The sequence below is a fragment of the Nocardia flavorosea NBRC 108225 genome, assembly GCF_001613385.1.
Taxonomy (GTDB): domain Bacteria; phylum Actinomycetota; class Actinomycetes; order Mycobacteriales; family Mycobacteriaceae; genus Nocardia; species Nocardia flavorosea.
Genome location: NZ_BDCG01000015.1, coordinates 420,056 through 438,846, shown reverse-complemented (window position 1 = coordinate 438,846; position 18,791 = coordinate 420,056). Strand labels below are relative to the sequence as shown.

At 66.1% G+C, this 18,791-nt stretch carries 18 protein-coding genes; all 18 read right to left on the bottom strand.

Annotation, left to right across the window (positions count from 1 at the left end):
• Positions 1-311: 311 nt before the first annotated feature.
• Positions 312-1,571 (bottom strand): UDP-N-acetylglucosamine 1-carboxyvinyltransferase, encoded by a 1,260-nt coding sequence (gene murA / locus NFL01S_RS20260; protein ID WP_062977513.1) that lies wholly within the window; start codon positions 1,569-1,571, stop codon positions 312-314.
• Between the two features lie 154 nt (positions 1,572-1,725).
• Complete coding sequence (locus tag NFL01S_RS20255) at positions 1,726-2,388, bottom strand: cob(I)yrinic acid a,c-diamide adenosyltransferase (protein WP_084492996.1); 663 nt, start codon at positions 2,386-2,388, stop codon at positions 1,726-1,728.
• Positions 2,389-2,481: 93 nt separating this feature from the next.
• Positions 2,482-2,904, bottom strand: coding sequence for a DUF2550 domain-containing protein (locus NFL01S_RS20250; protein WP_062977511.1), 423 nt, complete (start codon positions 2,902-2,904; stop codon positions 2,482-2,484).
• A 267-nt stretch (positions 2,905-3,171) separates the two neighbouring features.
• Positions 3,172-3,549: a F0F1 ATP synthase subunit epsilon gene (locus NFL01S_RS20245; protein ID WP_062977509.1), complete on the bottom strand. Its 378-nt coding sequence runs from the start codon at positions 3,547-3,549 to the stop codon at positions 3,172-3,174.
• 6 nt (positions 3,550-3,555) lie between these two features.
• Positions 3,556-5,004 carry a F0F1 ATP synthase subunit beta gene (atpD, locus tag NFL01S_RS20240; protein ID WP_033247477.1) on the bottom strand — a complete coding sequence of 483 codons (1,449 nt, stop codon included), beginning with the start codon at positions 5,002-5,004 and terminating at the stop codon, positions 3,556-3,558.
• Between the two features lie 22 nt (positions 5,005-5,026).
• Positions 5,027-5,998, bottom strand: coding sequence for a F0F1 ATP synthase subunit gamma (locus NFL01S_RS20235; protein WP_062977507.1), 972 nt, complete (start codon positions 5,996-5,998; stop codon positions 5,027-5,029).
• 61 nt (positions 5,999-6,059) lie between these two features.
• A complete protein-coding gene (atpA, locus tag NFL01S_RS20230; protein WP_062977505.1) occupies positions 6,060-7,697 on the bottom strand; it encodes a F0F1 ATP synthase subunit alpha in 1,638 nt (545 codons plus the stop codon).
• Between the two features lie 81 nt (positions 7,698-7,778).
• Positions 7,779-8,588, bottom strand: a complete 810-nt coding sequence (locus NFL01S_RS20225; protein ID WP_062977614.1) for a F0F1 ATP synthase subunit delta — start codon at positions 8,586-8,588, stop codon at positions 7,779-7,781.
• Between the two features lie 19 nt (positions 8,589-8,607).
• Positions 8,608-9,168: a F0F1 ATP synthase subunit B gene (locus tag NFL01S_RS20220; protein ID WP_062977503.1), complete on the bottom strand. Its 561-nt coding sequence runs from the start codon at positions 9,166-9,168 to the stop codon at positions 8,608-8,610.
• A 5-nt stretch (positions 9,169-9,173) separates the two neighbouring features.
• A complete protein-coding gene (locus NFL01S_RS20215) occupies positions 9,174-9,422 on the bottom strand; it encodes an ATP synthase F0 subunit C (RefSeq protein ID WP_062977501.1) in 249 nt (82 codons plus the stop codon).
• Between the two features lie 77 nt (positions 9,423-9,499).
• Positions 9,500-10,276, bottom strand: a complete 777-nt coding sequence (atpB, locus tag NFL01S_RS20210) for a F0F1 ATP synthase subunit A (RefSeq protein WP_084492994.1) — start codon at positions 10,274-10,276, stop codon at positions 9,500-9,502.
• Positions 10,277-10,620: 344 nt separating this feature from the next.
• On the bottom strand, positions 10,621-11,088 hold the full coding sequence (locus NFL01S_RS20205; RefSeq protein ID WP_157116733.1) for a Cg1360 family ATP-synthase-associated protein: 468 nt from the start codon (positions 11,086-11,088) through the stop codon (positions 10,621-10,623).
• Positions 11,089-11,098: 10 nt separating this feature from the next.
• Positions 11,099-12,265 (bottom strand): MraY family glycosyltransferase, encoded by a 1,167-nt coding sequence (locus tag NFL01S_RS20200; protein ID WP_062977497.1) that lies wholly within the window; start codon positions 12,263-12,265, stop codon positions 11,099-11,101.
• Between the two features lie 52 nt (positions 12,266-12,317).
• Entirely contained in the window at positions 12,318-12,983 is a 666-nt protein-coding gene (locus NFL01S_RS20195; RefSeq protein WP_062977612.1) for an L-threonylcarbamoyladenylate synthase, read from the bottom strand.
• 520 nt (positions 12,984-13,503) lie between these two features.
• Entirely contained in the window at positions 13,504-14,388 is an 885-nt protein-coding gene (gene prmC / locus NFL01S_RS20190) for a peptide chain release factor N(5)-glutamine methyltransferase (protein WP_062977495.1), read from the bottom strand.
• 531 nt (positions 14,389-14,919) lie between these two features.
• Positions 14,920-15,999 (bottom strand): peptide chain release factor 1, encoded by a 1,080-nt coding sequence (gene prfA, locus NFL01S_RS20185; RefSeq protein ID WP_062977494.1) that lies wholly within the window; start codon positions 15,997-15,999, stop codon positions 14,920-14,922.
• A 106-nt stretch (positions 16,000-16,105) separates the two neighbouring features.
• Positions 16,106-16,336 carry a 50S ribosomal protein L31 gene (gene rpmE, locus NFL01S_RS20180; protein WP_062977610.1) on the bottom strand — a complete coding sequence of 77 codons (231 nt, stop codon included), beginning with the start codon at positions 16,334-16,336 and terminating at the stop codon, positions 16,106-16,108.
• 308 nt (positions 16,337-16,644) lie between these two features.
• On the bottom strand, positions 16,645-18,765 hold the full coding sequence (rho, locus tag NFL01S_RS20175) for a transcription termination factor Rho (protein WP_062977492.1): 2,121 nt from the start codon (positions 18,763-18,765) through the stop codon (positions 16,645-16,647).
• Between the last annotated feature and the right edge of the window lie 26 nt (positions 18,766-18,791).

The following is an 18,791-nucleotide window of genomic DNA, read 5'->3' as shown; positions in this document are numbered from 1 at the left end:
ACTTCGACATCCGGTCTGACCGGTGCTTCTGTGAGGCAACTTCTCAAGTTTAGCTCATCCGTTTTCCCGATTGCAAATCGGGGGTTCCGGTTGAACCAGTGTGATCGCCAGGCGCTCCTCGTCCTACCTCGTTTCCCTGGTCCCTCCGGCTCGGCGTTTCCGCCTCGCTCCGGGCCCCGGGTCGGTGTCCGTGTCGCTCTGACTTGGATAAAGTTACGCGGCGTCGAAATAGATGTCAAATCGCCTGGTCACGGTAGGTAAATCGCGACATTCATGTAATACCCGCGCGCACCGTTTCGGCTCGGAAACCCTCATCCCGCCGTACCCACGCGTTCCACGGCTGCGCCGAGCGCTTGCAGCTTTTCCACAAAGGCCGGATATCCGCGGTCGATGTGGAATACGTCGTGGACTTCGGTGACCCCGTCGGCAACCAGCCCGGCCAGAACCAATCCGGCGCCGGCACGGATATCCGACGACCACACCGGTGCACTCGACAACCGCGGAATGCCACGGACCACCGCATGGTGACCATCGGTACGGGCATCGGCGCCCAGGCGGATCATCTCCTCGACGAACCGGAACCGGGCCTCGAACACGTTCTCCGTGATCATCGACGTCCCGTCGGCGATCGCCGCCAGACCGATGGCCATCGGTTGCAGGTCCGTGGGGAAGCCGGGGAAAGGCAGGGTCGAGAAGTTCACCGCGCGGGGACGGTCGGCCTGGACGACGCGGAAACCGTCCTGTTCGAACGAGATACGCGCGCCGGCCGAACGCAGTTTGTCCAGGACCAGCGCAAGATGCTGCGGATTGACCCCCGTGACGCGGACGTCACCCATGGTCATGGCCGCGGCGATACCCCAGGTTGCGGCGACGATCCGGTCGCCGATCACCCGGTGCGTCGTCGGCGAGAGCCGCTTCACGCCCTGAATCGTCAGGACCGAGGTGCCGGCTCCCCGGATATGCGCACCCATCTGGGTGAGCATCGTGCACAGGTCCACGATGTCGGGCTCGCGGGCGGCGTTGTCGATCACCGTCTCCCCCTGCGCGAGCACCGCCGCCATGAGGATGTTCTCGGTCGCCCCGACCGACGGGAAGTCGAGCCGGATCCGCGCCCCCTGCAGTTCGTCGGCGCGGGCCACCACGCATCCGTGCTCGATCTCGCTGGTCGCCCCGAGCAGACGCAGGCCTGCCTGGTGCATATCGAGCGGGCGTGACCCGATAGCGTCACCGCCGGGTAGCGCGACCACTGCACGTTTACACCGCGCCATGAGCGGGCCCAGGACACAGACCGACGCGCGGAACTGGGTCACCGCCGGGAAATCGGCGTGGTACTTGGGCTCGGCGGGAGTATCGATGGCGACGACATCGCCGCTGATCGTGACTTCGCAGCCCAAACCGCGCAGGACCTCCGCCATCAAGGGAACGTCCAGAATATCCGGGCAGTTCGTGATGGTGGTGGTGCCTTCGGTGAGCAGAGCCGCGGCCATGAGTTTCAGGACGCTGTTCTTGGCGCCTCCGACCGAGACCTCACCGACCAGCCGGTTGCCGCCAGTTACCAAAAACCGTTCCATGCCGCCTCTCCGAGTATTCGGCGCACCAGTGGGTGCAAGGATAGAGCGCAGACGTGCGCGCTGGTGTGCCGGTCGCACGATTGCGCCGGGCCCGACCGCCGGGCTCGCCCCGACGGCCGTCCGGCACGACCACCGCTGACGGAACCGGTCCGCCTCAGTGTTGCGACGGGCTGCCGGGCCCCGACGAGGTACCGGAATCCGCGCCCGGCTCGTTACGGCCGGGGGACTCGGCCGGTTCAGTGTCCGCGCGCCCGCCGCCGGGCTGCCAGAGCACATCCCCCTCCGGGTTCGTGTACCGGCTGAGGATGAACAGCAGGTCCGACAGCCGGTTGAGGTACTTCGCCGGCAGGACATTCGTATCGTCGGGATGCGCATGGACCGCGGCCCACGCCGAACGTTCGGCCCGCCGGACGACCGTGCGGGCCGTATGCAACAAGGCCGCCAGCGGTGTCCCGCCGGGCAGGATGAACGAATGCAGCGGTGCCAGTTCGGCATTGAACTCGTCACACCAGGATTCCAGGCGTTCGATATACGCCTCGGTGATGCGCAACGGCGGATACTCCGGGTCCGGCACCAGCGGTGTCGACAGATCGGCGCCGGCGTCGAACAGGTCGTTCTGGATACTGCGCAACACCGCGACCAACTCCGCGCCGGGCGCGCCCAGAGCGATCGCCACACCGAGTGCGGCATTGGCCTCGTCGCAATCGGCATAGGCGACCAAGCGGGGATCGGTCTTGGCGACACGGGAGAAGTCGCTGAGACCGGTGGTCCCGTCGTCGCCGGTTCGGGTGTAGATCCGCGTCAGATGCACGCTCACAGGACCCACCATAAACGCTCGCGGCGTCCCGGACCGGGTTACCGATGCTGCGTCCATGTGCCGCCGGACACCGGCGTCACCGCATCGGGGCGGTCAGTGGCCGCGAAGCCGGCGCGCACGTTCGGAGGGGCGTGATTCGACCCACGACAGAAATGCGGTCAGCGCGGCCCGATCGAGTGCCAGTTCGTAGTCACCGCTGCGGTCCGCGACACCGATCACCGAGATCGCATCGGTCATGATGTCGTACTCGTCACCCCGCGGACCGCGGCGATCGCCGATCTCGATACCGCGGCGCCGGATCACCGAATCCGCCCCGGGCTTGAGGCTGGTGAGTTTGTAGAAGACGAGACGGTCCTCGTCGTATCGGATGACGCCGTGCCGCCAGCGTTCCCCACCCCGTGCCGGGAGTATGCGCAGAATCGCCGCCGTCCCCCCGCGACGCAGCATCACCAGGCGATATGTGGACAGGAGAGCCAAAGCGACCAGCACTACAACCAGAATGATCGCAATCACCATCCCGGTCTGCAATGCCGCACATCCCTTCGTTCGTCCGAGGCGATCGCCGGCTGGGCTCGGCCGATGCACCCGACGTCATTCAACCACGAACCAGTTTACAAACGACACGCGGATGTCTCGGAAAATGCGATCTCATCGATCCAGGTGGGACAGGGTGACGGTGCCCACTCGATATCGGTGGGCCGGGACGAGAATCGGCTCCGGCCGGTGACGGTTACCCCGTCACCGGCCGGAGCCGAAATATTCTGTTGGTCTCCGGATCGGAGATCAGGAAGCCGCGGCCTGTTCGACAGCGCGAACCCGGGCCTGCGCGGCCAGCTGGTCCTCCGGGGCGGCCGAACCGTCGGACAGCACCTTACGTGCCGCGTCGATATCGACCTCCGTGGAGAACTCGGCGGTCTCGGCCAGCACACGCACGGTATCCGTGGTGACCGAGAAGAATCCGCCGTGTACCGCGGCCACGATCCGATTGCCCTCGGTATCGACGATGGTCACCGTGCCGCCCTCGATCAACTGCCCCAGCAGGGGTTCGTGACCGGGCATGATGCCGATCTGCCCCTCGGTGGTCTGGGCGCTGACGAAGTTCGCCCGGCCCGACCAGAGCCGCCGCTCGACCGCGACGAGATCAACTGACATATCCGCCATGAAGGACTACTTTCCGGCGATCTTCTTCGCGGCCGCCTCGACATCGTCGAGACCACCGCAGCTGTTGAACGCCTGCTCCGGGAAGTGGTCGAATTCGCCCTTGCAGACCCGGTCGAAGTCGTCGATGGTTTGCTCCAGCGGCACGACCGAACCGGGCTGACCGGTGAACTTCTCGGCCACGATGAAGTTCTGGCCGAGGAACTTCTCCAGCCGCCGGGCCCGGCCGACGAGGACCTTGTCCTCTTCGGAGAGCTCGTCCATACCGAGGATGGCGATGATGTCCTGCAGTTCCTTGTACTTCTGCAGGATCCGCTTCACCTCGTTGGCCACCGCGAAGTGCCGGTCGCCGACGATCGAGGCCTCGAGAATACGAGAAGTCGAGGTCAGCGGGTCGACGGCGGGGTAGATACCCTTCTGCGAAATCGGGCGGGAGAGCTCCGTGGTCGCATCCAGGTGCGCGAAGGTGGTCGCCGGCGCCGGGTCGGTGTAGTCGTCGGCGGGAACGTAGATCGCCTGCAGCGAGGTGATCGAACGACCACGGGTCGAGGTGATCCGCTCCTGCAGCTCACCCATCTCGTCGGCCAGGGTCGGCTGGTAACCGACGGCGGAGGGCATACGACCCAGCAGAGTCGAAACCTCGGAACCGGCCTGGGTGAACCGGAAGATGTTGTCGACGAACAGCAGCACGTCCTGGTGCTTCACATCGCGGAAGTACTCCGCCATGGTCAGCGCCGACAGGGCGACCCGCATACGGGTGCCCGGCGGCTCGTCCATCTGGCCGAAGACGAGGGCGGTGTCCTGCAGAACGCCCATCTCTTCCATTTCCAGGTGCAGATCGGTGCCCTCACGGGTGCGCTCACCGACACCGGCGAATACCGAGGTACCGGAGAACTCCCGGGCGATACGGGTGATCATCTCCTGGATCAGAACGGTTTTGCCGACACCGGCACCACCGAACAGACCGATCTTGCCGCCCTTCACGTACGGGGTCAGCAGATCGAGCACCTTGACGCCGGTCTCCAGGATTTCGGTCTTACCCTCGAGCTGGTCGAAGCTCGGCGGCTTGCGGTGGATACCCCACTGCTCGCCGTCGCGGCCGAGGCCGGGGCTGTCGAGGCAGTCGCCGAGGGCGTTGAACACATGCCCCTTGACGACATCGCCGACCGGCACCGAAATCGGCTTGCCGGAGTCGCGAACCTCGGCGCCGCGGACCAGACCGTCGGTGGGCTGCATCGAGATGGTGCGCACGATGTTGTCACCGAGGTGCTGGGCGACCTCGAGGGTCAACGTCTTGGCCACCGACTTCAGGGTGATCTCGGCGGCGAGGGCGTTGAACAGTTCAGGGATGGAACCCCGCGGGAACTCGACGTCCACGACGGGGCCGATGACGCGGACCACGCGGCCACTGGCGGCGCTGGTCCGGCTCGAGTCTTCTCGAGTAACAGCTGCGGTCATTTCTAGGTTCTCTTCCTGCGTCTCAGTCGCGTTCCGAGCTGGCCGCCAGGGCATTCACGCCGCCGACGATTTCGCTGATTTCCTGCGTGATGTTGGCCTGCCGCAACGAGTTGGCCTGCCGGGACAGGGAACTCGCCAATTCATTGGCGTTGTCGGTGGCCGCCTTCATTGCGGTGCGCCGAGCCGCATGCTCGGATGCCGCTGCGTCGAGCAACGACGCGTAGATCCGCGTATTGATGTACTTGGGCAGCAGCGCCGCCAGCAGCACATCGGCGTCGGGCTCGAATTCGTACTGCGCGCTCACCTCGGCCGTGGACGAATCGGACAACATATCGTCGCCCAGGTCGAACTTCTCGTCGACGAAGGAGATCTGGATCGGCGCCATCCGGCGCACCTCCGGCGTCTGCGACAGCATGCTCACGAACCGGGTGTAGACGATATGGAGTTCATCCACGCCCGCGATCGAACCGGTACCGTCCGGCGCCGGAACCTCGCCCGCGGACCCGGCCATGAAGCTGTCGACCAGGTGGTTACAGGCCGCCGAAGCATCCGGGTAGCCCGGCTGCTGGGAGAACCCGGTCCACGCGGCAACCGGCCGGCGGTCACGGAAGGTGTAGTACGTCAGACCCTTGTTGCCCATGACGTAGAGCACCGGTTCCTTACCCTCATCGCGGAGGGTGGTCATCAGCTCCTCGGCCCGTTTGAGCACATTGGAGTTGTAGCCACCACACTGGCCGCTGTCGCTGGTGATCACCAGCACCGCGGCACGTTTGGGGTCGGGACGCTCGGTGAGCAGCGGGTGCGTCAGATTCTTCGACGCACTCGCCAGCTCCGCGACCACCTTGGTGATCTCCTCGGAGTACGGCTTGGCGGCCGCCACCCGAGCCTGGGCCTTGGTGATACGCGAGGTCGCGATCAGTTCCTGGGCCTTGGTGATCTTCTTGATCGAGTTGATTCCACGAATACGGGAGCGCAGCTCGCGCAAGGTAGCCATCGGCGGTTCACACTCCCTTCGTTCGCGGCGTTACAGGAAAACAGCGCATGGTTCGCCCGGTCTACTTCTCGACGTGCTTACGGGTGACCGACAGCGACTCGACCTCTTCGTGGGCCAATTCGCCGGCTTCGGATTCGTTCACCACGCGGCTGCCGTCGGACGCCAGGAAGCCCTGCTTGAACTTGTCGGTGGCCGTCTTGATCTGCTCGGCGGCCTCGTCCTGGAGTACCTTGCCACCGGCGATACTCGCGAACGCGTCGGCCGCATTGGCATGCAGGTCTTCGAGCAGCTCGACGTTGAACCGGCGGATATCGGCCACCGGTACCGAGTCGTAGTAGCCGGCGTCGACCAGATAGATCGAAACGATCTGATCCTCGACCGCGACCGGCGAGTACTGGTCCTGCTTGAGCAGCTCGACCCAGCGGGCACCGCGCTCGAGCTGGGCCAGCGACGCGGCGTCCAGGTCGGAAGCGAAAGCGGAGAACGCCTCCAGCTCGCGGTACTGGGCCATTTCCAGACGCAGCGAACCGGCGACCTTCTTCATCCCCTTGGTCTGCGCGGCGCCACCGACACGGGAAACCGAAGTACCGACGTTGATCGCCGGGCGGACGCCCTTGTTGAACAGATCGGACTCCAGGAAGACCTGACCGTCGGTGATGGAGATGACGTTGGTCGGGATGAAGGCCGAGATGTCGTTGGCCTTGGTCTCGATGATCGGCAGACCGGTCATCGACCCGCCGCCCATCTCGTCGGAGAGCTTGGCGCAACGCTCCAGCAGACGCGAGTGCAGGTAGAAGACGTCACCCGGGTACGCCTCGCGGCCCGGCGGACGGCGCAGCAGCAGCGAGATGGCGCGGTAGGCCTCGGCCTGCTTGGTCAGATCGTCGAACACGATCAGGACGTGCTTGCCCTCGTACATCCAGTGCTGGCCGATGGCCGAACCGGTGTAGGGGGCCAGCCACTTGAAGCCGGCGGAATCGGAGGCCGGGGCCGCCACGATGGTGGTGTACTCCAGTGCGCCGTGCTCCTCGAGGGCGGTTTTGACGCCCGCGATGGTGGAGCCCTTCTGGCCGATCGCCACGTAGATGCAGCGCACCTGCTTGGCCGGATCGCCCGACTCCCAATTGGCCTTCTGGTTCAGGATCGTATCGATGCAGACCGCGGTCTTACCGGTCTTACGGTCGCCGATGACCAGCTGACGCTGGCCCCGCCCGATGGCGGTCAAAGCGTCGATAGCGGTGACGCCGGTGGCCATCGGCTCCTCGACCGGCTGCCGTTCCAGCACGGTGGCGGCCTGCAGTTCGAGCACGCGCCGGTCGTTGGATTCGATCTCGCCCAGACCGTCGATCGGCTGGCCGAGCGGGTTCACCACGCGGCCGAGGAAGTTGTCGCCGACCGGGACCGAGAGCACATCGCCGGTGCGACGCACCTGCTGGCCCTCTTCGATCTCGGCGAACTCGCCGAGGATGACGGCACCGATTTCGCGGTCCTCGAGGTTCAGCGCCACACCGAGCACGCCACCCGGGAATTCGAGCAGCTCATTGGCCATGGCCGAAGGCAGGCCGCTGATATGCGCGATGCCGTCACTGGTATCGGTGACAACACCGACTTCCTCGATGGAGGTTTCCGGGGTGTAGCTCTGGGTGTAGCTTTCGATCGCGCTACGGATCTCGTCGGAGGAGATCGTCAGCTCCGCCATGTTCTTCCTGCTCTCGGTCTCTGGTCTGGAATGTCGGGGGGTGGTGCGGCCGGGGCGCCGGGGTTACCCGGTGGCGTACCGCTAGGTCAGCGAGCGGCGCAGCCGTTCCAGTCGGCCGATCGCACTACCGTCGATCACATCGTCACCGATGCGTACGACGAGCCCGCTCAACAGCCCGGGATCGACTTCGATATGCACGGTGACGGCCTTGCCGTAGATGCGGCCCAGCGCGCCGGCCAGCCGCTCCCGCTGGGGATCGGTGAGCTCGATCGCCGACCGCACATGGGCGACGATCTGCTGCCGCCGGGCCGCGGCCAGATCGGACAGTTCGTCGAAGGCCGGACCGATACCGGAACTGTGCCGGGTCACCACCTGTTCGGCCAGTGCCTGGGTGATGGTCTCGGTCTTGCCGGACAGCAGCCGCCCCAGCAGTTCCCGTTTGGCCGCCGGGGAGGCGGCGCGATCGGACAGCGCCCGCTCGAGCTCCGGGTTGTCGTTGATGATCCGGCCGAGCCGGAACAGCTCGTCCTCGACCGCGGTCATCCGGCCCTGTTCGGACGCTGCTTCCAGCAGCGCCAGCTGCCCGAGCAGGACCAGGGTGTCGACCAGGTCGCGGGCACGGGACCAATTCTGGGCCACCGCATTGGTCAGCACTGCCTGCGTGGCAGCGCTGACCTGACTCCCGAAGACTCGCTCACTCAGTTCGGCGCGGGCCGAACCGGGCACCGACACGTCCGCGAGCGCCACACGCAGCGGACGCTGGTCGTCCAGTACGTCGACAACGGCGAACAGTTCGGACCCCGTCGTGGCCGCGACACCGTTACTTCCGGTCAGCGCGGCCCGAAGAGCCTCCTTGGACCGGGAGCTGGCCTCACGGCTTGCTGCGTACATGGTTCTCACGCCTCCGTCGTTACCTTCCGACCCCGATACCGGCATCCGACCGATCGATCTCGTCGAGGAATCGATCGATCGTCGCGGCCTGCTTGGCCTCGTCCGATACCGACTGCCCGATGACCTTCTCGGCCAGGTCCACCGCGGTGCGGCCGACCTCGGCGCGCAGCTCGGTCAGGATCTGCTGACGCTGGGCTTCCAACTGGGTGTGCCCCGCCGCGACGATACGGTCGCTCTCGGCCTGGGCGTCGGCCTTCATCTGGGCGAGGATCTGCTGGCCCTGTGTGCGGGCGTCTTCGCGGATCTTCGCGGCTTCCAGGCGGGCGTCGGCCAGCTGCTTCTGGTACTGCTGCAGCGTCTCCTGGGCTTCGGTCTGTGCCGCCTCCGCCCGTTCGATGCCACCCTCGATCTTGTCGGCGCGCTCGTCCAGCACCTTCATCAGGCGCGGAACGGCGTACTTGTAGACCACGAAGGCGATAATCGCCACGCAGACCGCCGACCAGACGATGTCGTACGTCGCGGGGATGAGAGGATTCACATCCTCTCCCTCTTCCGCTGCGAGCAGAATGAACTCGTTCATCGGAATCAGAAGATGAAGCCGGCGACGAGACCGATCAGTGCCAGGGCTTCGGTGAACGCGATGCCGAGGAACATGTTGGTCCGGATGGTGCCCTGGAGCTCGGGCTGGCGGGCGATGCCCTCGATCGCCTTACCGACGACGATACCGACGCCGATGCCCGGGCCGATGGCGGCCAGGCCGTAACCGACGGCGCCGAGGCCCCGGAACGTGGATTCGTTGGTGGCAGCTTCCTGGGCCAAGTACGAGAGGCTCATGAGTCTTCCATTCCCTTTCTGTTGCTCACCCGCCGGTCGGCGCGGTGCAGCAGGTTCTTATCGGTTGGTCCGGTCGGTCAGTGATCGTCGGCATGCTGGGCAAGGCTGATGTACACGGCGGTCAGCAACGCGAACACATAGGCCTGCAGGAAGATGACCAGCAGTTCGAAGAGGGTGAAGGCGAGCCCGCCCAGCAGTGAGAAGGGCGAGAAGATCTTCATCCAGTTGTCCGCGTCGAAGAGGAAGAACTGGGTCGCGCTGAAGAACAGCACCAGCATGATGTGACCGGCGAGCATATTCGCCATGAGTCGGACGGTCAGCGTGAACGGGCGCAGGATGAAGGTCGAGACGAACTCGATGGGAATGAGCAGGACGTGCATGGCCGGCGGAACATTCGGAACGACGACGCTGCTGCGCATATAGGTGAAGAAGCCGTACTTCTTGATGCCCACATAGTTGAACGCGATATACGCGATCACTGCCAGTACCAGCGGCATGCCGATACGCGCGTTCGACGAGATGTTCAGACCGGGAATCACACCCGAGAAGTTCAGGAACAGAACCGTGAAGAAGATCGTCGCGATGAGCGGAAAGAACTTGCGACCGGATTCCTTGCCCAGAATCTCGTCGCAGATCTGCTCCTTGACGAAGACCATCCCCATTTCGCCGATGCTCTGCAGTTTCTTGGGCACCAAACGCGGGCTACGGAAAGCCAGGAACAGGAAGGCGACCAGTACGGCGGTCATCAGAAGCCGGACCAGCATCAGCCGATCGAGTTCGAAGGGAGTTCCCTCGAACAGCACCGCCGGAGGGAAGAAGTCGGTTAGCGACGGCGCGTGAAACTCCGCGGCCAAGGTGGTGACGCTCAGCGTTCTCTCCCGTGTTCGGGCCGCGGGATGTTTTCGCTCCCGCGGTTCGATCGGACATTGACGATCAATGTGGTCGACTGAGGTCGGCTCGAAGTTCGTCAGCAGCTGTAGCGGGAGATCCGCGCTGGCGTCTGTACGTGTGTCGGCGACATCGTCGACATGCAGAACCGAGCTCTGTACAAGCCCGGCACGGCAGTAGCATAGCGGCAGCTCGCAGCGCCTTGTCGGCACCCCTCACTGGTCGCTTGCTTACCAAGACTTTACCAAGAGATCTACGACAACGCGTAGCGGGGGCGATGTTATCTACGACAGGTTGTCGTTGACGCCGGTCAGGGCGTTTCGGAATCGCTGTCCGACGCCTGATCAGGGAGGTCGACAATGGGAACCTTGGTGCGCAATACACCGTAAGTCTCCGCGCCCAGCACGATGATCAGCGCACCTACGACGGTCAGGAACAATGCGACCCGATCGTAGAACTCGAATTGCTGCAGAACAGCGATAACTATCAGCGCGACCAGCAGCTTTCCGACCCAGCTGGCCAGCATTACCATCCCGGCCGTAGTGGGCGGCAATTTGGCGCCGAGCAACACGACCGCGGCCGTGGTCAGAATAAACCCCCCACCGATCGCGGCCCCCAGCAGCGCGCCCCACAGCCCGGCGACGCCGGCAACGAGGGTCGCGACCACGACCGCCAGCACGGTCAGCACCACGAGGCCGATCAGTCCGTACCGCAGGGCGGCCTTCAGCGGTGCGTCTTGGTGATCGGAGGTACCGGGACCGGCAGAGCTGGTGAACACAGTCCGCACTCTACCCGGAACCGGTAGCCGACCCTGCCGCGTCCCGCCGCGCCTGCCGGTGCCACAACCCCGGAACAGCGGTCACAACCAGCGCGAACAGGAAGCCCGCGGCCATCAGCACCACCACCACGCGCCGGTCCATCACCGAGGTGCCCACCGCACCGAAGGCAAGGATCCCGACCCAGAGGTAGATGACGAGCACCACCCGGCGCTGCGAATGACCGATCTGCAACAGCCGGTGATGCAGATGCATCTTGTCCGGCGTCGAGAAGCTGACCCCCGCCCGCACCCGGCGCACGATCGCCAGCAGCAGATCCAGTACCGGGATGAACATCACCGCGCCCACCAGTAGCAGCGGCGAGAGCAGGCCGACGATATCGCGCGGCCCGTACCCCTGCAGCGGGATCCGGCCGGATGCACTGGTGGATACGGCGGCCAGCACCAGCCCGATCAGCATGGACCCGGAATCGCCCATGAAGATCCTGGCCGGCGAGAAATTGTGCGGCAGGAAACCCAGGCAGGCGCCCGCCATCGCGGCTGCCAGCAGCGCGGGCGGATAACTGTCCACGGAACCGCCTTGTTCGGTGAGCAGGCCGATCGCGAACGCGAACACCGCCACCGAGGCGATCAAGCCCAGACCGGCGGCCAAACCGTCCAGGCCGTCCACGAAGTTCATGGCGTTGATCAACGTCACCGCCACTGCCACCGTCACCAGGCCGCCCTGCAGGCCGTCCAGCACAACGGTGGAGTTGTTGAACGGGTCGTAGATCAGGTACCAGCCCAGGCCCATCACCGCCATCACCCCCGCGGCGGTGACCTGACCGGCGAATTTGGTCAGTGCGTCGAGACCCCAGCGGTCGTCGACGATCCCGACCGCCACGATGATCGTCGCTGCCACCAGCACCGCGGCGATATCGGGCCGGTAGTCGAACCCGCGGCGCAGCGCGGGCAGCTGGTGGGCGAATAACACGGCCGCCACCACCCCGATGTACATCCCGACCCCGCCCATCCGGGGAATCGGCTTCACATGCACATCACGGTCACGTGGAATGGCCACCGCGCCGAACCCGATGGCCAGTGTCCGGATCCCGCCGGTGGCCAAGAAGGTGACCACCGCCGAGATCAACAGGACCAGCAGGAGTTCGCGCAGCGGGACAACCGCACCGGACCCGGTCATCGCACCGACCACCCCGTCACCGTGGGTACTGCCTGCGCACAGCTCGCAACACTCACTGCGCGACGGATCCGATCAACGCCTCGGGTGTGGTGGCGAGCACCTCGGCGACGGCCTCGGTGGCCACTGCGCCCGCACGCAGAATACGTGGCTGGTCGCCAGTCAGGTCCACGATGGTCGAGGCAGTGGCGTGCTGTGCCGGACCGCCGTCGAGAAAGACACTCACCAGGGAACCGAGCTGGTCACGCGCCTGGGTGACATTATCGGCCGCGGGGCGACCGGAGATATTGGCACTGGATACGGCCAGCGGCCCGACTTCCTGCAACAGCTCCAGGGCCACCGGATGCAACGGCATCCGCAGCATCACGGTGCCGCGCGCATCCCCCAGATCCCATGCCAGCGACGGCGCCTGCTGCACCACGATGCTCAAACCACCCGGCCAGAACGCCCGGATGAGATCGCGCGCCTGCGGCCGCACCGAGAAGACCAGGCCGTCGATGGTGTTCCACGACCCCACCAGCACCGGCACCGGCATATCGCGCCCCCGGCCCTTGGCCGCGAGCAGCGAGGCCACAGCTGCCGAATCGAAGGCGTCGGCCGCGAGACCGTAAACCGTATCGGTAGGCACCACGACCAGCCGCCCCGATCTCAGAGCACTGGTGGCCGCGGCCAGGCCGGCGGCACGCGAATCGGGGTCGGCGCAGTCGTAGACGGTACTCACGGCAACAATCGTATTGCGCCACCCCCGGCCGCGCCGGTTTCGGCCCCCTCGATCCCACGGATCCCACGCCACCGGCCCGGTCGCGCACAGCTGCGCCGCGGCCGGCGCACCGGACGGCGGGTCCTGCAGCGTCCGGACGGTACTCCACCCGCCGCCGAGTTCCACGCAGCCGCGGGGTCGGAGACCGGCCCTGCGGGCGAGCCGCGCCGGCCGGTATCCGCTGCCCGGACGCCGCGGCGGTGCCCGGCCCCGAATCCCACTGGACACTTATATGCGCCGAGCCGTCGCTCGCCCGAACACCTGGCGATGGCACCGCTCCAGCCGAGCCACCCGAGATCGGGCGTCCACGCCCGCAAGCCGGGGCACCGAGCCCGGCCGAAACCGAGCGCGAGTTGAAGCGGCACAGCCGCGAGCACTACGGACTGGACGCAGGAAGCACGGGGCCGATCTTCCACTTGCGCTGTGCCCCGACCGCCTGTCTCGCTCATAAATAGACCTTCTCGAGCGGTTGACCGGCAGCTCATGTAGAGGTCACCGACGACCTAGCGGCTACGAAGCGCGGTTTGCCGGCAAGGTCGGGATGTTCGGCGATTTCCGCGAAGCGGCCGGCGGCCGACAGCAGGCGGGCCAGCTCACCGCCGTTGCTGTCGTCGTGTTCGATCGCCACACCACCACCCGGGCGCAGGAGGCGGCCGATCACGGGAACCATCGGCCGGATCACATCGAGCCCGTCGGTGCCCCCGAACAACGCGCGGTGCGGGTCGTGTTCGGCCACCTCGGGTGACAACTGCGCGCCTTCCGGGATGTAGGGCGGGTTGGCGACGACGATATCCACCCGGCCGTTCAACTCGGTGAGCAAACCGGGGTCGGTGACATCGGCATGGTGCAAGATGATCGGTGTATCACCGGCCACGCTGTGCAGGTCGGCATTACGGCGAGCCCAGCGCAAGGCGTCCGGGTCCAACTCCACCGCATGCACCTCGGCGTCCGGGCGGGCGTGTGCGATGGCAAGCGCCAGGGCGCCCGAGCCCGTGCACAGGTCCACCACGATCGGTGTGTGATCGTGCCGGACCGCTTCCAGACGGGCCAGCGCCCAGGCGAACAGCAACTCTGTTTCCGGGCGGGGAACGAAGACCCCGGGCCCCACCTCGAGATCGATCTCCCCCATGGACGATTGCCCCGTCAGATGCTGCAGCGGTACGCGCTCGGCGCGGCGGGCCACCAGGGCACGGTAGGTGTCGAGTTGCTCCGGAGCGATCAGCGGCGCGAGCAGCAGCCGTCCGCGCTCCACCCCCAGCACATGCGCGGCGAGATGTTCGGCGTCGGCGCGTGGGCTCGCCACGCCGGCCGTCCGGAGGGTTTCGATCGCCTCGACGAGCACGGGGCGCAGCTGCACACGGGTCACTGTGTTATTTTGCGCCGCCTCCGGCGGCGCGGGTTTCGGCCCCCTTGGTCCCTGCTTTCCGCGCTCGACACTCGCGGCTTCACCGCATCGCATCGAGTCCGGAAAGCAGGGACGGGCAAAAACCTCCAAGGGCCTCGCTGAACTCGGCACCACCGTTGGTCCGTTGCCGGGCACCTGCTTGCGGGCTTCGCCGACGTCGGTACCGACCGATTGTGCGGGTCCGAAATCGATCACGGCCCGAACGCCGAAGCAGCTCGATGCAGAGCCATGCGGTGTGCGGCGTTGTCTTGTATCGCCGGAGTCCGGGACGGGCCTGTTCGCCAACGGCTCCGGGGTCCGGCGGACGGTTCGCGAGGCGCTGCGACGCGACGGCCGGCGGCGAAGTCGAATGAACCGGCCCGATCGGTCGAGGCCGGGGGACCTCGGTCGTCGCCCGGCCGAACCCGAATTCCGAACTCGGTCCACCCACGATCGCGGTCCACGAATCGCCGCGCCCGGGTCCTACAGAGGACTGGCTGCCCTTCGGGTGAGCTATTCGGCCGCCATCCGGGCGTTGCGGTCGGCGGTGCCGAGGGCGTCCAGGAGGGCGTCCATATCGCCGTTGAGCACGGCGTCGAGATTGTGCGCCTTGTAACCGATGCGGTGGTCGGCGATGCGGTTCTCCGGGAAGTTGTAGGTGCGGATCCGCTCCGAACGGTCGACGGTGCGGATCTGGCTCGCCCGGCCCTCGGCCGCTTCCTGCTCGGCCTGCTCTTCGGCCAGGGCCTGCAGCCGGGCGGCCAGAACCTGCATCGCGCGAGCCTTGTTCTGCAGCTGAGAGCGTTCGTTCTGGCAGGTGACGACGATACCGGTGGGCAGATGCGTGATCCGGACCGCCGAATCGGTGGTGTTGACCCCCTGGCCGCCTTTACCGGACGAGCGGTAGACGTCGATACGCAGATCGTTCTCGTCGATCTGCACCTCTTCCACCTCGTCGGGTTCGGGATAGATGAGCACACCGGCCGCGGATGTATGCACCCGGCCCTGCGATTCGGTCACCGGTACCCGCTGGACCCGATGTACCCCGCCTTCGAATTTGAATCGCGACCACACCCCGTCGCGCGCGGCATCGCGGCTCTTGATCGACAAGGTCGCTTCCTTGTAACCACCCAGGTCGGAGAATGCCGCGTCGAGCACCTCGACCTTCCAGCCGCGGCGTTCGGCGTAACGGATGTACATACGGGCGAGGTCGGCGGCGAAAAGCGCCGATTCCTCGCCGCCTTCACCGGATTTCACCTCCAGCACCACATCGTCACCGTCGTGCGGATCGCGCGGCGCCAGCAGATCGGCGAGCTGGTTCTCCAGTTCTTCGAGCTGTTCCTCCAGCCCGGGCACCTCCACGGCGAACGCCGGATCGTCGGCGGCCAGTTCCCGTGCCGCCTCCAGATCGTCTCGGGTCGCGGCAAGTTTCTTGTACGTCGTCATCACCGGCGCGAGTTCGGCGAACCGCTTCCCCACCCGCCGAGCCGCCCCGGGGTCGTTGTGCAGCGCGGGATCCGCCAGCCGGCTCTCCAGCCCGGCGTATTCGGCCAGCACATCGTCGATCGCCGACGGTGCGGTCTTCTCGGCCATTACAGGTCTCCTACCACGCAACTGATTCCGACGGGACACACGTCCAGGGCACAAAAAACGCCAACGCCCGGCCTGCAGAGGGCAGGACCGGGCGCTGGCGGAAAAGCTACTTGTCGGCGTCGGCCTTCTTGGCGCGCTTGCCGTAGCGGGCCTCGAAGCGGGCCACACGACCACCGGTGTCCAGGATCTTCTGCTTGCCGGTGTAGAACGGGTGGCACTGCGAGCAGACCTCGACGGTGATATGCCCGGATTCCTTGGTGGAGCGGGTCTGGAACGTATTTCCGCAGCCACAGACGACGGTGGTGTCGACGTAGGCCGGGTGGATTCCTGCCTTCATGGATGTCCTCTCGATATTGGTCGCCGGGTCGCTCGGATATTTCGCCGAACGTGAACCGGAACCGACTAAGGCGGGAGTCTGCGCGATTCGCAGACGCACGGCGGTCCAGTATGCCAGAACCTCCGACGCCCTCTGAAACGCGCCTCCCCCAGGATTTGTTCCGCATCGACGACGGGCAACTGCGAGTGTGCGTCCGGCGGAAACAGGACGTGGGCCGGCCTTCCATAAGGCCGGCCCACGCCGATCCGGTGAACTCCCGGCGGGGCCGAGTCCGTTCGAGGACTCGCCCCCGTGCCGAGCGATACCGCTTATTCGTCCAGGGCACCCGGAGCAGTCTTGGAGACCTGCATCAGGAATTCCAGGTTGTTCTTACTCTTCTTCAACCGGTCGATCAGCAGATCGATGGCCTGGTGCGAATCCAGACCGGACAGGACACGGCGCAGCTTGTGCAGGACCGCGGCCTCGTCGACGTTGAGCAACAGTTCGTCCTTACGGGTACCGGACGGGTTGACGTCCACCGCGGGGAACACGCGCCGCTCGGCGATCTTGCGGTCGAGTTTGAGCTCGGCGTTACCGGTGCCCTTGAACTCCTCGAAGATCACCGTGTCACCGGTCGAACCGGTTTCCACCATCGCGGTGGCGATGATCGTCAGCGAGCCGCCGTTCTCGATATTGCGCGCCGCGCCGAGGAACCGCTTGGGCGGGTACAGCGCGGTGGAATCGACACCACCGGACAGGATGCGTCCGGAAGCCGGCGAGGAGTTGTTGTACGCGCGGCCCAGGCGGGTGATCGAGTCGAGCAGGACCACCACGTCCTTGCCCATTTCGACCAGGCGCTTGGCCCGTTCGATGGCCAATTCGGCGACCGAGGTGTGATCGGACGGCGGCCGGTCGAAGGTCGAGGCGATGACCTCTCCCTTCACCGAGCGCTGCATATCGGTGACCTCTTCGGGACGTTCGTCGACCAGCACAACCATGAGATAGCACTCGGGGTTGTTGATCGCGATCGCGTTCGCGATGTCCTGCATGATCGTGGTCTTACCGGCCTTCGGCGGCGACACGATCAGGGCACGCTGCCCCTTACCGATCGGCATGATCAGATCGATGACCCGGGTGGTCAGCTTGTTCGGCGTCGTTTCCAGGCGCAGCCGCTGATTGGGGTACAGCGGAGTGAGCTTGTTGAAATCGGGCCGCCGCTTCGCCGAATCCACCTCGGCGCCGTTGACCGTGTCCAGGCGCACCAGCGGATCGAACTTCTGCCGCTGATTGGACTGTTCGCCCTCCCGCGGGGCTCGCACCGCACCGGTGATCGCGTCACCGCGGCGCAGGCCGTTCTTGCGGACGAGGTTCATCGAGACATAGACGTCGTTCGGCCCGGCCAGGTAGCCGGAGGTGCGCACGAACGCGTAGTTGTCCAGGACATCGAGGATGCCCGCGACCGGCTGCAGAACGTCGTCCTCACGGATCTCGGGCTCGCGGGCCTCCCCGCCACCCTCGCGATCGCGGCCGCGGCGACGCTCGCGGAACCGGCGACCCCGGCGACCCCGGCCGCCCTCTTCGTCGTCGCCACCACGGTTCCCGTCGCCACCCCGGTTACTACCGGAGCCACGCTGATCGCCCTGGTTCTGCTGGCCGCCCTGGTTCCGGTCACGTCGGCGTTCGCCCTGGTCGGAGTCCTTGCCGTCCTGTTTGGACTCGGACTTGCCGCCGTCGGACTTGCCGCCGTCGGACTTGGCATCGTCGGTACGCGTCTCGCCGGAATCACCGGTGTTCTTGCCCTGCTGATCGCGACCGCGCCGCTGCCGGCCGCGGCCACGCTGGCCGGAATCCCGGCCGGTGTCCTCGGTGTCGGCGGTTTTGGCCTCGGGCTTGGCGTCGGCCTTGCCATCCCCCTTGGTGTCCGCTCCGGCACCGGCCTTCGCGGTGTCGGCCTTCCCGGCCTCCGCGACGCCGTTGGCATTCGCCGCACCGTTGGTGGCGGCCTGCTTCTCGGCGCCCTTGGCATCGCCGGACGCATTATCGGCGCCGGTCGAGGCGCGATCGTTCGCGGTCCGGGCGGGCGCGGGCGCCTCGGCCGGAGCAGCGGCGGGTGCAGCAGCAGCCGTGGTGGACGCGGCCGCGGCGGGCTCCGCGGACTTACGTTCCTTGGCAGCCTTCGCGCGGGAGTTGCGCTCCGCGGCGGCAGGTCTGCCGGCCTGATTTTCCTTGATAGCAGCGATGAGATCACCCTTGCGCATACCGGAGGTGCCCCGAATTCCGAGTTCCCCTGCCAGTGCGCGCAACTGCGGCAACAACATTCCAGTCAGCCCCGATCCGATGTCGGTGTTCTCGCTCATCTTCGAAATCTGTCCGGAGTCACTTTCGCGGTTGCCCGAGGGTTCGGAGTCGGATTCCACCCCGGGTGTCGCGAGCAGGTCCGTATCTGTCACGGAGATCCTTTCCTTCCCTCGAAGGC

Excerpts from the sequence above, each read along its gene's own strand:
- rpmE (WP_062977610.1), bottom strand. The coding sequence starts at position 16,336 with ATGAAGGCAGGAATCCACCCGGCCTACGTCGACACCACCGTCGTCTGT.
- NFL01S_RS20220 (WP_062977503.1), bottom strand. The coding sequence starts at position 9,168 with ATGAACGAGTTCATTCTGCTCGCAGCGGAAGAGGGAGAGGATGTGAAT.
- atpD (WP_033247477.1), bottom strand. The coding sequence starts at position 5,004 with ATGACCGCAGCTGTTACTCGAGAAGACTCGAGCCGGACCAGCGCCGCC.
- NFL01S_RS20200 (WP_062977497.1), bottom strand. The coding sequence starts at position 12,265 with ATGACCGGGTCCGGTGCGGTTGTCCCGCTGCGCGAACTCCTGCTGGTC.
- NFL01S_RS20215 (WP_062977501.1), bottom strand. The coding sequence starts at position 9,422 with ATGAGCCTCTCGTACTTGGCCCAGGAAGCTGCCACCAACGAATCCACG.
- atpA (WP_062977505.1), bottom strand. The coding sequence starts at position 7,697 with ATGGCGGAGCTGACGATCTCCTCCGACGAGATCCGTAGCGCGATCGAA.
- prfA (WP_062977494.1), bottom strand. The coding sequence starts at position 15,999 with ATGGCCGAGAAGACCGCACCGTCGGCGATCGACGATGTGCTGGCCGAA.
- NFL01S_RS20235 (WP_062977507.1), bottom strand. The coding sequence starts at position 5,998 with ATGGCTACCTTGCGCGAGCTGCGCTCCCGTATTCGTGGAATCAACTCG.
- NFL01S_RS20225 (WP_062977614.1), bottom strand. The coding sequence starts at position 8,588 with ATGTACGCAGCAAGCCGTGAGGCCAGCTCCCGGTCCAAGGAGGCTCTT.
- NFL01S_RS20245 (WP_062977509.1), bottom strand. The coding sequence starts at position 3,549 with ATGGCGGATATGTCAGTTGATCTCGTCGCGGTCGAGCGGCGGCTCTGG.
- NFL01S_RS20250 (WP_062977511.1), bottom strand. The coding sequence starts at position 2,904 with ATGGTGATTGCGATCATTCTGGTTGTAGTGCTGGTCGCTTTGGCTCTC.
- murA (WP_062977513.1), bottom strand. The coding sequence starts at position 1,571 with ATGGAACGGTTTTTGGTAACTGGCGGCAACCGGCTGGTCGGTGAGGTC.